Source organism: Eikenella sp. HMSC061C02 (assembly GCF_001809035.1).
Lineage (GTDB): Bacteria > Pseudomonadota > Gammaproteobacteria > Burkholderiales > Neisseriaceae > Eikenella > Eikenella corrodens.
Genome location: NZ_KV795575.1, coordinates 38,429 through 50,529, shown reverse-complemented (window position 1 = coordinate 50,529; position 12,101 = coordinate 38,429). Strand labels below are relative to the sequence as shown.

Genomic DNA, 12,101 nt, shown 5'->3' with positions numbered 1-12,101 from the left:
GGTAGCCTTTTGTTGTGGCCGGGCTGATTCATCAGTTTTTGGCTAATTCAAAATATTTCTGCATCACCAGCAGGCTGGTGATCAGTTCTTGCCTGCTATTGAAGAAGGGCTGCATATAGGCGTTGGCGTTGCGGATGATGCGTTCGGCGGCATCGGGGTGTTGCTGGTAGAAGGCGAGTTTTTCTTCGAAATCGCTGTAGTCGGGCTGGAGGTGGACGTAGTGGACTTCAGGCCGCAGCAGGCCTTCCAGCAGCCAGGTTTCGTAGACGGGGGTGGTCATGAAACAGAGGGATCGGGAGGCAAGTATCCATTTGAGGTTGGTGGCGACGTCGTTGCCTTCGATGCTGAGGATGTATTTGTATTGCAGCTGTTGGCCTACGCTCATGAAGCTGCGGTGGTAGGGCTGGCCGATGGATTGTTTGTGTACGCAGCCGACGTCGCACTGGGGATGGTCGTGGTATTGTTGCAAGAAGCGCAGGCGCTGCTCTTGGAAGGCGGCGCCGCGCCAGACGAGTTGGTTGCGTTTGGCGGCAAAGGGGGTGCGGTCGGGGTAGATGTAGAAGTGGCGCACGCTGTCGAGCTTGAGCAAAACGGAGTGTTGGTTGTCGCTCCGGATGGGGCGGCTTTTCACGAAAGCGGGCTGGGCGGGAATGTGGGTGACGTCGCCGAATTCGTAGGCGAAGCGGGCTTCTGCCGGGAAGTAGCGTAGCAGGGCGGCGAGGTCGTAGTAGTAGGCGGAGGTGTGGCTGCCGCGTTTGAAGTTGCCGGCTTGGCCTACCGGGGTTAGGCTACCTGAAAGGGTAAACGGCTGGTTCTGCCGGTTGCAGTAGTCCACGCGCTGCCGGATTTGCTGCTGGGTTTCGCTCGGGAGGCGGGCAAACTCGGCTAATACGGGCTCGATGGATTTGGCGAGCAGGCGGTGCGGCAACAGGCCGAAGGGGCTGTGGCGGGTGTAGTAGGCGAGTTTGTGCAGGCGGCGGTGGTAAATGCCGAGGTCGATGGGCATGGCGGTTTAGCGGGGCTGCATCAGTTGTTTGGCTTCCTGGCGTTTGAGCTTCCAGCCGTGGGAGCAAATGGGGCAGGTGAGGTAGTATTTTGATTCCATGCGGAACAGGGGGATGAAGAAGAAGGTAAATTTGGTGTAGGCATTGGTGATGTGTAGATTAACGCGGTTGTTGCAGTGGCCGCAGATGCAGCTCTCGCCGCTTTCGCCAAGGTCGTCGAAATAACCTTTGCTGCCCCAGATGAAGATCATGTTATTTTCCCTTTATACATAGATGGTTATATGTGAAATCTAGGCCGGCACGTTGCGGCCGGCCCGGCTGGTTTGCTTATACGATTTCGGCTTTGGTGATGACTACGGGTTCAACCGGCACGTCGTCGTGGTAGCCGTGGCGTTTGGTGGACACGCCTTCGATGGCGTCAACGACATCTTGGCCTTCTACCACTTTGCCGAATACGGCGTAGCCCCAGCCGTGCAGGCTTGGGGAGGTGTGGTTGAGGAAGTCGTTGTCTTTGGTGTTGATGAAGAATTGGGAGGAGGCGCTGTGCGGGGCTTGGGTGCGCGCCATGGCGAGGGTGTATTTGTTGTTTTTCAGACCGTTTTGGGCTTCGTTCTTAATCGGGGCGCGGGAGGGTTTTTCCTGCATGTTTTCGTCCATGCCGCCGCCTTGAATCATGAAGCCTTTGATCACGCGGTGGAAAATAAGGCCGTCGTAGAAGCCGTCTTTCACGTATTGTTCGAAGTTGGCGGCAGTTTCGGGGGCTTTTTCGTGGTCGAGCTCGATGCCGATGGTGCCGAAGTTGGTGTGGAGTTTGATCATGTTTATTGTCCTGTAATTAGGTTGGAGAAAAGGGACGAGGCTACCTGAAAAACGGTTTGGGGTTTCAGGTAGCCTTTTATGCGGAGTTATTGCTTAACGGCTTCGATTTGGATGTTCAGCTTCACTTGATTGCTGATCACACCTTGCAGGAAGTTCATGCCAAACTTGCTGCGGTCGATGGTGGTGCTGAAATCGCCGCCACACACTTGGGCGTTGAAGCGCTGGCTGTGGTAGCAGTTGAAGCGGTCGGCATTGAGGCGTACGGGGTGGGTTTGGCCGAGCAGGGTAAGGCGGCCGTCCACGCTGGCGAGTTTGCCGTTGCGGAAGTTGAAGCGGGTGGATTCAAAGCGCATGCTGGGATATTGGGCGGCGTTGAATAGGTCGGCAGAGGCGAGGTGGTGGTCGAACTGTTCGTTGCCGCTGCGCAAGTTGGCCACAGGGATGTCGATTTTCACGCTGCCAGTTTTGGCCTGTGGGTTGTATTCCACCGTGCCGCTGAGGTTGTAGAAGCCGCCGGTGTTGGTGCTGGTGTTGAAGTGGTCGATAGCAAAACGGGCGTTGGCATGGTGGCTGTCGATTTTATAGGTGTCGGCCTGGGCGCTGCCGAAGGCGGCGGCAAGAATAGCAAGGGCAAGGGTTTTTTTCATACGATCACACTCCTAATACGTTGGGGTTATTGCGAAAGAACCCGCACTTGGCGGATAACGACTGGCGTGCGCGGCACGTCTTGATACATATCCACGGTACCGGTAGGAATGCCGGCGATTTTGTCCACCACTTCCTGCCCGGCGGTTACTTTGCCGAACACAGCATAGCCGTAGCCGCGCGCGGTGGGGGCGGTGTGGTTGAGGAATTCGTTGTCTTTCAGGTTGATGAAGAACTGGCTGGTGGCGGAGTGCGGCTGGGCGGTACGCGCCATGGCGATGGTATAGCGGTTGTTTTTCAGGCCGTTGGCGGCTTCGTTATCGAGAGCGCGACGGATGGGGGCTTTTTCGGCCATTTGGGCGGTGAGGCCGCCGCCTTGAATCATGAAGCCGGGAATCACACGGTGGAAAATAGTACCGTTGTAAAAGCCGCTACGGGCGTAGGCGAGGAAGTTTTCCACGGTTTTCGGTGCACGGGTTTCATCCAGAGAAAGCTCAATATTGCCTTGGCTGGTTTCAAGCAACACGCGGGTTTCGGCATGGGCGGCGAGGGCGGAGCAGCCGAGTGCGGCGGCCAGGATGAGTGTGCGGAACGGTTTGTTCATGATATTGGTTAAGATGTGGAAATGAATAATGGCGTTAGGGTAAAGGCTACCTGAAAATTTTGCAAGCACGGCTAAAGCACTTCTGCCTGCTGCGTCAGCAGGCGTTGCGGTATTGCTCATGCTGTTTGCAACTCCTCGCCCGGCAAGAAGTAAAGAACGGCTTCCGCTGCCATAGATGCCGGCTATGGTGAGAAGGGTTGTTTTAAATACAGAAAGCATTGATTGTGTTAAAATCGCCCGCTTTTTATATTCTAATTTTCCGCAAAGGCGCACCCATGATTTCCACTTCCGGCATCACCATGCAGTTCGGCGCGAAGCCGCTGTTTGAAAACGTCTCCGTCAAATTCGGCGAAGGCAACCGCTATGGCCTTATCGGCGCGAACGGCTCGGGCAAATCCACCTTCATGAAGATTTTGGGCGGCGATTTGGAGCAGACCAGCGGCGAAGTGGCGATTGAACACGGCGTGCGCTTGGGCAAACTGCGCCAAGACCAGTTTGCCTACGAAGACATGCGCGTGCTGGACGTGGTGATGATGGGGCACACCGAAATGTGGGCGGCGATGACCGAACGCGACGCGATTTACGCCAACCCGGAAGCCACCGAAGAAGACTATATGCACGCGGCAGAACTGGAAGCCAAGTTTGCCGAATACGACGGCTACACCGCCGAAGCGCGCGCCGCCGAATTATTGAGCGGCGTGGGCATTGCCGAAGAGCTGCACAACGCTACCATGGCGGAAGTTGCGCCCGGCTTCAAGCTACGCGTGCTGCTGGCGCAAGCCCTGTTTTCCAAACCCGACGTGCTGCTCTTGGACGAGCCGACCAACAACTTGGACATCAACACCATCCGCTGGCTGGAAGGCGTGTTGAACCAATACGACAGCACCATGATTATTATCAGCCACGACCGCCACTTCCTGAACGAAGTCTGCACCCACATGGCGGATTTGGACTACAACACCATCACCGTTTACCCCGGCAATTACGACGACTACATGCTGGCCAGCGCCCAATCCCGCGAACGCGCGCTGAAAGACAACGCCAAGGCAAAAGAGAAACTGCAAGAGCTGCAAGAGTTCGTCGCCCGTTTCTCTGCCAATAAATCCAAAGCCCGACAAGCCACCAGCCGCTTGAAGCAGGCCGACAAAATCAAAGCCGAAATGGTGGAAGTGAAACCGTCCACCCGCCAAAACCCGTATATCCGCTTTGAAACCGACGAGAAAAACAAGCTGCACCGCCAAGCCGTGGAAGTGGAAAACCTGGCCAAATCGTTCGACAAAACCCTGTTTGAAAAACTGTCTTATATCTTGGAAGCCGGACAACGCCTCGCCATCATCGGCCCCAACGGCGCGGGTAAATCCACCCTGCTGAAACTGCTGGCCGGCGCGTTCGACGAAAAACTCTCCGACATCAAACCCGATGCAGGCTGCATCAAATGGGCAGAAAAAGCCACCATCGGTTACTACCCGCAAGACCACGAAAACGACTTCGACGTGGACATGGACCTGACTGAATGGATGCGCCAATGGGGGCAGGAAGGCGACGACGAACAAGTGATTCGCGGCACGCTCGGCCGCCTGCTGTTCGGCAGCAACGACGTGGTGAAAAAAGTGAAAGTGCTCTCCGGCGGTGAAAAAGGCCGCATGCTCTACGGCAAACTGCTGCTGCTGCGCCCCAACGTGTTGATTATGGACGAACCGACCAACCACATGGACATGGAAAGCATCGAGTCGCTGAACATGGCGCTGGAAAAATACAAAGGCACGCTGATTTTCGTGTCGCACGACCGGCAGTTTGTGTCTTCTCTCGCCACGCAGATTATCGAGCTGGATGGCAAAGGCGGATATGAATATTATCTAGGCGATTACGAGAGCTATCTGGCGAAAAAAGGGATTGAGTAAGACATGTGCAGGCTGCCTGAAAAAAGCAGTGCAGTAAAGTTTCTGTGAAGCTGAAATTTTTAGGTAGCCTTAAAATCTAGTTTTTATTCCTATTTCTAACAAGATAAATCACTAACTAGAAGGAAAATTAAATGGGACAGAAAAGGTCTAATTTTGATCACTTAAATCTTGGTAATTCCATTTTCACAGGATTTAATGATAAAGAAGGTTTGATGATCTGTGGCTGTGAATGGGGGTTCAGTAAGAAAGATCAAAGAGATTGGGAAAATGGTACATATGAAAAAGCACAAGATGTCATACATACATTTACCGATAAAACCCCTGTATTCGGCGAAAGAGCAAACACATGGCCTTATGATAATAACATTAAAAAATGGTTTAGGTTGTGGGGTTTCCCGCTTGACTGCAAAGGATTGGGCGGTGCATTTGAGAAATCCATGATCCAAACCAATTGGGCAAATACTGATGGCCATAATATGGGAGGTTCACAAAAAACTAGACAAAAACTCCTTGATATAGAACAGGTAGATAATTTCATCAGCCATATTGAAGCGTTACGACCTAGACTGATTTTATTTTTTGGTAGAGACTTAATTGATTGTCTGCAAGATAGAACGGTGTTACCTCGATTTGAACAAATTATGGGACAATGTATCCAGCCGTTGCAATGTGTGCAAAAGCCGTCACAGTACAGAAGATTCAAAGTATTCTTTCAGGAGTTTGAACATTGTAAGATTGTTTGCCTGCCGCACGCCAGTGGTGCGCAAGGTTTGGCTGATGACTATATTGCATCATTCAAACCAGAAATGGCGAAAATCTTGAACAGTTATAAAGTTCAACGAAATTTTTGAGAAGATATAAAAAAGGCAACCTGAAAAATTTCAAGTAGCCTCAATAATCCAAATCAAATGGGACGGTTGTTCAAAACCGTCCCGCCATTTTTTGGCTGCCTGCCTGTTGTAACTGCCTTTGCCTTTCTTTTTGCGTTCCGTTTTGTGCCGGAACAGATTGGAGCGCACCAGCGCTTTGAGTGCGTTATCACGGATTTTGCCTTTATTGAGTTGATGTGCCATCGGGCTTTCCTTTTGTTTTGTATCTTGGATTGTTAAACCTATCTTTCTCATTTCAGCAAGTAGTTCTGGTGTAATTCGGCATCTCTACTCTGCTGCTCCCTGATTACACTGCCAATACCTAGCTAAAGGACAAATATCCATAAACGAAAGGGTTGCCCGAATATTTTCAGGCAACCCTTTATCAAACCGTTTTTTCAACAAGCCATCAATACCAGCCGCGCAGCTTCATCGCTTTTTCAACACGGCGGATACTCATCATGTAAGACGCGGTACGCAGGTCCACATCATACTCTTGCGCCAGATTCCAAATATCGCGGAACGCGCGGCGCAGGACGACGGTTTCTTTTTCCTGAACTTCGTCAAATTCCCAGTAATAGCCTTGCAGGTTTTGCACCCATTCGAAATAGGAAACGACTACGCCGCCGCAGTTCGCCAGAATATCGGGCACAACCAACACGCCGTTTTGACGTAGGATGGCATCGGCTTCGGGTGTAGTTGGCCCGTTTGCGCCTTCGACCACGATTTTGGCGCGGACTTTGCCCGCGTTTTCGGAAGTCAGTTGGTTTTCCAAAGCACATGGGGCAAGTACGTCCACATCCAGTGCTAAAAGCTCGGCATTGCTTATTTCCTTGCCGTAACCCGCTTTGTTGGTGATAAAGCCGTTGGTTTGATACTCTTTGAACAGGGCTTCCATATCCAAGCCGTTTTCATTGTAAATGGCGACATCAACAGTGGAAACGGCAACGATTTTTGCACCGGCTTTATGTGCGTAATAACCTGTGTGATAGCCCACATTGCCGAAGCCTTGAATAGCGTAGGTTGCGCCTTTAACGTCTTTGCCGAGTTTTTCCAAAGCTTGGACGGCGGCGAAATTCACGCCGTAACCCGTTGCTTCGGTACGCGCCAAAGAGCCGCCGAATTCGACCGGTTTGCCGGTGAACACGCCCGGCGCGGATTTTTTAACGATGTTTTCATAAGCATCGACCATCCACGACATGATTTTGCCGTTGGTGTTCACATCGGGGGCGGGAATATCGATTTTTTCGCCGATGAGAGGAGAAATGGCTTCGGCGTAAGCACGGGAAATGCGTTCCAACTCTGCTTCGGAATAATCACGCGGATCCAAGGTAATGCCACCTTTGCCGCCGCCGTAAGGAATGCCTGCGACACAGCATTTGATGGTCATCCAAATCGACAGAGCTTTGACTTCGTCAAAATTTACATTGGGATGGAAACGTACGCCGCCTTTGTAGGGGCCGACGGCGTTGTTGTGTTGCGAACGGTAGCCGGTGAAGGTTTTGACTGTGCCGTCATCGAGTTTGACGGGGAAGCTGACTTCCAAGGCACGTTGAGGGTTTTTCAGGATTTCATACACCGCAGGGTCAGCATTAAGCCGGTCGCAGGCGGTTTTCACCTGTTTGCGGGCGATTTCGAACGGATTCAGGGTTTCTTTTGCAGCAGATTGGGACATTTTTCCTCCTTCTCATGTTTGGTTGAGGTAAAAGGGCTTGCAGTTGTAACTATAACCAATTTCCAAACAAAATATAATAGAGTGTGGTCAATAATTGAAAAATATATTCATTTGTATAGGGTTTTATTTTCCCCAGTTTTTCAAAATTTGTTTTTGACGGCCGATGGGTATGTCGGAATGAGCGGATTTAATAGGGATGTTGATGGTGCGAATCAGCGGAAATTTCAAACAAGCTATTTTTTAATGGCTGTATTATGAAATGATAAATAGATAGTTGATAATGCTTAAAAACGGATGGTTCTCGGCGGTGGCAAGGCGGTGTGGCGATATCGGCACATTACAAAACATGGAGCGTTGGAGAAAACTGCCCGTACGGAATGGGAGGTGGGCAGGGAGGGCTGAGGCGGTTATCAGTGTAGCGATACAAATCAAAACGGGACGGTTGTTCAAAACCGTCCCGCCATTTTTTGGCTGCCTGCCTGTTGTAACTGCCTTTGCCTTTCTTTTTGCGTTCCGTTTTGTGCCGGAACAGATTGGAGCGCACCAGCGCTTTGAGTGCGTTATCACGGATTTTGCCTTTATTGAGTTGATGTGCCATCGGGCTTTCCTTTTGTTTTGTATTAAAACGGGCGCGGATTGTAGCCGGTGGCAATAATGCAGGCAAGTTGGATGTGGATGTGCTGTGTTTTTCAGGTAGCCTTTACATGGAACAGGCTACCTGAAAACTTAAATGTTTAAGTACTTTCTTGCTCCAGCACAAACCTAGCGCCTTGGTCTTGCGCCAAGAGTTCGGCGAGGGCAGGCAGGTTGGCGGCGAGTTGTTCGGCCAGCAGGTAGGGCGGGTTGATAACGAACATGCCGCTGCCGTGCATGCCGAAGCCGTCGCTGCGTGGGGCATGGGCATGCAGTTCGGCTTGCAGCCAATGGGTAGCGGGCAGTTTGTGCAGTTCGGCGGGCAGTTGGCGGCTTTCTTCGCGCGAAAGGCAGGGATACCACAGCAAATAGCAGCCGGTGGCGAAGCGGCGCAGGGCAGCCTGCAGGGTTTTGACTACTTGGCGGTAGTCTTGCTTTTGCTCGTAGGGCGGGTCGATAAGAACCAAAGCGCGGCGCGGCGGGGGCGGCAGGAGGGAAATCAGGCCTTGGTAGCCGTCGCTTTGTTTGGCGCTGATGCGGCGGTCGGCGCGGGTGTTTTCCTGCAGCAGGGCGAAGTCGGCGGGGTGCAGCTCAAACAGGCGCATTTTATCGCTGTCGCGCAGCAGGCTTTGGGCAAGGCGGGGCGAGCCGCAATAGAAATCGGGCGCGGGCAGGATGCTGTGCAGGTGTTGGCGGAATTGTTCCAGCTCAGCGGGCAGGGCGGGCGCTGCGAGCAGGCGGCTGATACCTTGTTGGTGTTCGCTGGTTTTTTGCGCGGCATCGTCTGCCAGCCGGTATAGGCCGGCGCCGCTATGGGTGTCGATATACCAATAAGGCTTGTCTTTGCGGTTGAAATAGCTGAGGGTGAGAAACAGGATGAAATGTTTGAGCATGTCGGCATGATTGCCGGCATGGAAGGCATGGCGGTAGCTGAGCATGGGGTGGCGCTGAGTTGGGAAAAGCGGCATTTTATAGCGGGTTGGTTGGCTTCCGCTACTTTGGCTAAATATTGCAGATAAAAAAAGGTGTGGCAGTTGGCCACACCTAAACACACACACATCAAGAGGAAAATGAATCCAATGTTGCAAGAAACAGGAGTATCTCTATTTCAACCAACCGGCTTTGCTTGCCAGCCGGGCACTAAATCCTTTCAACTTGGAGGGGATTATAAAGATAATGGCCGGGAGAAATATTGACCAAAATCAAATGAACGACAATTCATAGCCCGAAAGTTTGGCAATTTATGCGTAAAAGAGGCTCTGTTAGCAAATTATCGGTATGTTCCGGCTTTTCAGGTAGCCTCAAATAGCTTAAACGGGCTGCCACAGGGTATGCCGGCATGCTAAAATGCCTGTATATTAACAAGATGCCGTGCAACAGAACAGTTAGCGGGCAGGGGAATAGCCCTTGCCAACCGGCCTGAACTAGGGAGGGGCGGTATGCGGCCTAGCCGCAATAGCCGCTGAAAGAAAGATTTAAATACGGTTGGAACGAATGATTAAATTTGCACTCGGGCGCAAAGCCGTTAAGCTGGTGAAAACAAACCGGACGGAGCAGGATAATCTGCCTGATGCCGAAGCCTACTACCGCCGCGCCCAACAGCTGCTGGAAGCAGAGGGCACCCGCGAAAAAGCCGTGGTCGATATGCTCCAAGCCGCCGAAATGGGGCATCAGCAGGCGCAATACGAGCTGGGCGAATGGAACCGCCAAGGCCAAAATGTGCCGCAAAATTATGCTACCGCGCTCTATTGGCTGGAGCGTGCCGCTGCTTCAGGCTACCTGAAAGCCGCCTACAGCCTAGCTTTGATGCAGGCTAACGGCGAAGGTATGCAGCAAGATGTATTGGCCGCCAGTCAAGTGATGCAGCATCTGGCTGCGCAAAAATTCCCGCCAGCCATCGTGTGGTTGATGGAAAACGCGGCCGCCCACGGCCAGCACCAAAAAGCCTTCGCCTGGGCCTCCCACGCCGCCGCGCTGGGCGAACCGCAGGCGCAATACCATATGGCCTATGCCCTCCTGCATGGATTGGGCACCAAAACCGACGTGCGCCAAGGCATCAGCTGGCTCAAACGCGCCGCTGAGCAGGACTACGGCGATGCGCAATGGCAGCTCGCCCGCCTGTATGAAACCGGCCGCTTCGGTGGCATGGACAAAGCCAAAGCCCTGCATTGGTATGAGCGCGTGGCTGCCAAAGGAGTGGTGGCTGCCCAAAGCAAGGCTGGGCATATGCGGCTCAATGGTATCGGTTGTGCGGCTGATCCCAAAGCCGCCGTGCAATGGATTATTCAGGCGGCCAACGCCAACGATTCCGAAGCGCTGAACCTGCTGGCCAAACAACTACTCACCGGGCAGGGTATCCAACAAAACTTTGATGCCGCCGTGCGCTGCTTGGAGCAGGCCGTGCGCTTGGGCAATGCCGACGCCATGTATCAGATGGGCGATGTGTACCGCTACGGCTTGGGCGTATCCAAAGACGACAAACTGGCGCGGCAATGGTATGAACAGGCCGTACTCAACGGGCATGAAGAAGCCAAAGAAAAGCTGGCCGAGCCGGTGAAACCCCAGCGCCGTGAGTCCGACCCGGTGTGCCACCTGCCCGACCCAGAAGAGCAACTGGCTGAAGAACACTACCGCCAAGCCTTCGTTTGTCATTTCGGCATCAACGGCGCCACCCAAGACATCGGCCAAGCCTTCGCGCTCTATAAAGCCGCCGCCGAATACGGCCTGCCGCGTGCGCAAACCAACCTCGGCATGATGTTTTTCCTTGGCGAATTTGTGGGCAAAGACTACGAAAAAGCCGCCGCTTGGTTTAAAAAAGCCGCCCTCCGGCACGACCCCGTGGCGCACTACAACCTCGCCTGCCTCTACTACCACGGCTGGGGGGTGCGCGCCAACGCCGGCGAAGCAATTTCCCATCTCAAAGCCGCGATTGCCCAAGGTCATAAAAACGAAGGCGAGTGGCAGAAGCTCTTGGAGCAATGGCAGGAAGAATTGGCTTAGGGTCTGTCGACATTCAATAGTTTCCGTGTCTTTTTATCCCCAAAGCGGCATCTTCTGCGTTGGAAATCCTCACAAGGTGTCCAACCTTGTTGCGGTTTCCGCCTTGAATCTTCCGCTTTGTGAACAAAAATCCACTTGGGAAATTAAATGTCGACAGCCCCTAGGGCTGCCTGAAATCAAAAGGCTACCTGAAAAATGGCAAACGGTTTTTCAGGTGGCCTTTATATGCAGTGATGGTGAAATGCAACGCCTGCCTTAAAATATTTCGCCGCAGGCACCGACTGCCTGCACTTTAAACCCGACGCTTCCGCCCTTATTTGCCGCTTAGAATTTACTCAAGGCCGACTTGCCCGCAAACCCCGCTTGCGCCACAATAAGCCCATCCCGCATAACACAGAAAAAGGAATAAATCATGTCTGACATTGATCACAGCGATCCCATTATCTTCACCGAAAGCTGCTGCAATAAGGTAGCCGAGCTGATTGCCGAAGAAAACAACCCCGATTTGAAACTGCGCGTGTTCGTGAACGGCGGCGGCTGCTCCGGCTTCCAATACGGCTTCACTTTCGACGAAATCGTGAACGACGACGACTTCCAAATCGAAAAAAGCGGCCTCGTTTTCCTAATCGACCCGATGAGCTACCAATATCTGCTCGGCGCGGAAATCGACTACACCGAAGGCCTGCAAGGCTCGCAATTCGTTATCCGAAGCAACCCAAATGCCGTAACCACCTGCGGCTGCGGTTCTTCGTTTTCGGTTTGATTGCTTCAAGCGCATGAATGAAAGGCTACCTGAAAGTTTCAGGTAGCCTTTTAAACAAGAATGCTACAGCGTTGTCTTGCCTTGCCGTATTACTCATACTGACGGTGACTTGCCGCCTTATCTGTAATCCGCTATATATTGAATGGCATAAAAAAGCCGGCTGGAAACAGCCGGCTGGTTTTATTTTA

At 52.6% G+C, this 12,101-nt stretch carries 13 protein-coding genes; 4 read left to right on the top strand and 9 right to left on the bottom strand.

Going from position 1 to position 12,101, the window contains the following annotated elements:
• Nucleotides 1–31: 31 nt before the first annotated feature.
• The 5 genes from HMPREF2541_RS10735 to HMPREF2541_RS10715 form a co-directional block, all read right to left on the bottom strand.
• Nucleotides 32–1,006, bottom strand: coding sequence for a glycosyl transferase family 90 (locus HMPREF2541_RS10735; RefSeq protein WP_003821837.1), 975 nt, complete (start codon nt 1,004–1,006; stop codon nt 32–34).
• A 6-nt stretch (nt 1,007–1,012) separates the two neighbouring features.
• A complete protein-coding gene (locus HMPREF2541_RS10730) occupies nt 1,013–1,255 on the bottom strand; it encodes a zinc-ribbon domain-containing protein (RefSeq protein WP_003821836.1) in 243 nt (80 codons plus the stop codon).
• 76 nt (nt 1,256–1,331) lie between these two features.
• Nucleotides 1,332–1,823 carry a peptidylprolyl isomerase gene (locus tag HMPREF2541_RS10725; RefSeq protein ID WP_003821835.1) on the bottom strand — a complete coding sequence of 164 codons (492 nt, stop codon included), beginning with the start codon at nt 1,821–1,823 and terminating at the stop codon, nt 1,332–1,334.
• An 86-nt stretch (nt 1,824–1,909) separates the two neighbouring features.
• Entirely contained in the window at nt 1,910–2,470 is a 561-nt protein-coding gene (locus HMPREF2541_RS10720) for a YceI family protein (protein ID WP_003821834.1), read from the bottom strand.
• Between the two features lie 26 nt (nt 2,471–2,496).
• Nucleotides 2,497–3,072 (bottom strand): peptidylprolyl isomerase, encoded by a 576-nt coding sequence (locus HMPREF2541_RS10715; RefSeq protein ID WP_003821833.1) that lies wholly within the window; start codon nt 3,070–3,072, stop codon nt 2,497–2,499.
• Between the two features lie 275 nt (nt 3,073–3,347).
• Here HMPREF2541_RS10715 and HMPREF2541_RS10710 point away from each other — a divergent pair, with 275 nt between their 5' ends.
• Complete coding sequence (locus HMPREF2541_RS10710) at nt 3,348–4,973, top strand: ABC-F family ATPase (protein ID WP_049258557.1); 1,626 nt, start codon at nt 3,348–3,350, stop codon at nt 4,971–4,973.
• A gap of 131 nt (nt 4,974–5,104) precedes the next feature.
• Entirely contained in the window at nt 5,105–5,824 is a 720-nt protein-coding gene (locus HMPREF2541_RS10705; RefSeq protein WP_070543551.1) for a hypothetical protein, read from the top strand.
• Between the two features lie 30 nt (nt 5,825–5,854).
• Here HMPREF2541_RS10705 and HMPREF2541_RS10700 read toward each other — a convergent pair whose 3' ends face one another.
• From HMPREF2541_RS10700 to HMPREF2541_RS10685, 4 genes are all read right to left on the bottom strand, one after another.
• A complete protein-coding gene (locus HMPREF2541_RS10700) occupies nt 5,855–6,046 on the bottom strand; it encodes an alternative ribosome-rescue factor A (RefSeq protein WP_070543549.1) in 192 nt (63 codons plus the stop codon).
• A gap of 205 nt (nt 6,047–6,251) precedes the next feature.
• Nucleotides 6,252–7,517: a Glu/Leu/Phe/Val family dehydrogenase gene (locus HMPREF2541_RS10695; protein WP_064086247.1), complete on the bottom strand. Its 1,266-nt coding sequence runs from the start codon at nt 7,515–7,517 to the stop codon at nt 6,252–6,254.
• A gap of 337 nt (nt 7,518–7,854) precedes the next feature.
• A complete protein-coding gene (locus tag HMPREF2541_RS10690) occupies nt 7,855–8,115 on the bottom strand; it encodes an alternative ribosome-rescue factor A (protein ID WP_049258535.1) in 261 nt (86 codons plus the stop codon).
• 136 nt (nt 8,116–8,251) lie between these two features.
• Nucleotides 8,252–9,088, bottom strand: a complete 837-nt coding sequence (locus HMPREF2541_RS10685) for a 23S rRNA (adenine(2030)-N(6))-methyltransferase RlmJ (protein WP_070543547.1) — start codon at nt 9,086–9,088, stop codon at nt 8,252–8,254.
• Nucleotides 9,089–9,644: 556 nt separating this feature from the next.
• Here HMPREF2541_RS10685 and HMPREF2541_RS10680 point away from each other — a divergent pair.
• Together HMPREF2541_RS10680 and erpA are read left to right on the top strand one after the other, a co-directional pair.
• A complete protein-coding gene (locus tag HMPREF2541_RS10680; RefSeq protein ID WP_070543545.1) occupies nt 9,645–11,150 on the top strand; it encodes an SEL1-like repeat protein in 1,506 nt (501 codons plus the stop codon).
• A 412-nt stretch (nt 11,151–11,562) separates the two neighbouring features.
• Nucleotides 11,563–11,913 carry an iron-sulfur cluster insertion protein ErpA gene (gene erpA, locus HMPREF2541_RS10675; protein WP_003821808.1) on the top strand — a complete coding sequence of 117 codons (351 nt, stop codon included), beginning with the start codon at nt 11,563–11,565 and terminating at the stop codon, nt 11,911–11,913.
• Nucleotides 11,914–12,101: the final 188 nt, after the last annotated feature.

What these genes read in the sequence shown, in the direction of transcription:
- HMPREF2541_RS10735 (WP_003821837.1), bottom strand. Translation starts at nt 1,006, where the DNA reads ATGCCCATCGACCTCGGCATTTACCACCGCCGCCTGCACAAACTCGCC.
- HMPREF2541_RS10730 (WP_003821836.1), bottom strand. Translation starts at nt 1,255, where the DNA reads ATGATCTTCATCTGGGGCAGCAAAGGTTATTTCGACGACCTTGGCGAA.
- HMPREF2541_RS10725 (WP_003821835.1), bottom strand. Translation starts at nt 1,823, where the DNA reads ATGATCAAACTCCACACCAACTTCGGCACCATCGGCATCGAGCTCGAC.
- HMPREF2541_RS10720 (WP_003821834.1), bottom strand. Translation starts at nt 2,470, where the DNA reads ATGAAAAAAACCCTTGCCCTTGCTATTCTTGCCGCCGCCTTCGGCAGC.
- HMPREF2541_RS10715 (WP_003821833.1), bottom strand. Translation starts at nt 3,072, where the DNA reads ATGAACAAACCGTTCCGCACACTCATCCTGGCCGCCGCACTCGGCTGC.
- HMPREF2541_RS10710 (WP_049258557.1), top strand. Translation starts at nt 3,348, where the DNA reads ATGATTTCCACTTCCGGCATCACCATGCAGTTCGGCGCGAAGCCGCTG.
- HMPREF2541_RS10705 (WP_070543551.1), top strand. Translation starts at nt 5,105, where the DNA reads ATGGGACAGAAAAGGTCTAATTTTGATCACTTAAATCTTGGTAATTCC.
- HMPREF2541_RS10700 (WP_070543549.1), bottom strand. Translation starts at nt 6,046, where the DNA reads ATGGCACATCAACTCAATAAAGGCAAAATCCGTGATAACGCACTCAAA.
- HMPREF2541_RS10695 (WP_064086247.1), bottom strand. Translation starts at nt 7,517, where the DNA reads ATGTCCCAATCTGCTGCAAAAGAAACCCTGAATCCGTTCGAAATCGCC.
- HMPREF2541_RS10690 (WP_049258535.1), bottom strand. Translation starts at nt 8,115, where the DNA reads ATGGCACATCAACTCAATAAAGGCAAAATCCGTGATAACGCACTCAAA.
- HMPREF2541_RS10685 (WP_070543547.1), bottom strand. Translation starts at nt 9,088, where the DNA reads ATGCTCAGCTACCGCCATGCCTTCCATGCCGGCAATCATGCCGACATG.
- HMPREF2541_RS10680 (WP_070543545.1), top strand. Translation starts at nt 9,645, where the DNA reads ATGATTAAATTTGCACTCGGGCGCAAAGCCGTTAAGCTGGTGAAAACA.
- erpA (WP_003821808.1), top strand. Translation starts at nt 11,563, where the DNA reads ATGTCTGACATTGATCACAGCGATCCCATTATCTTCACCGAAAGCTGC.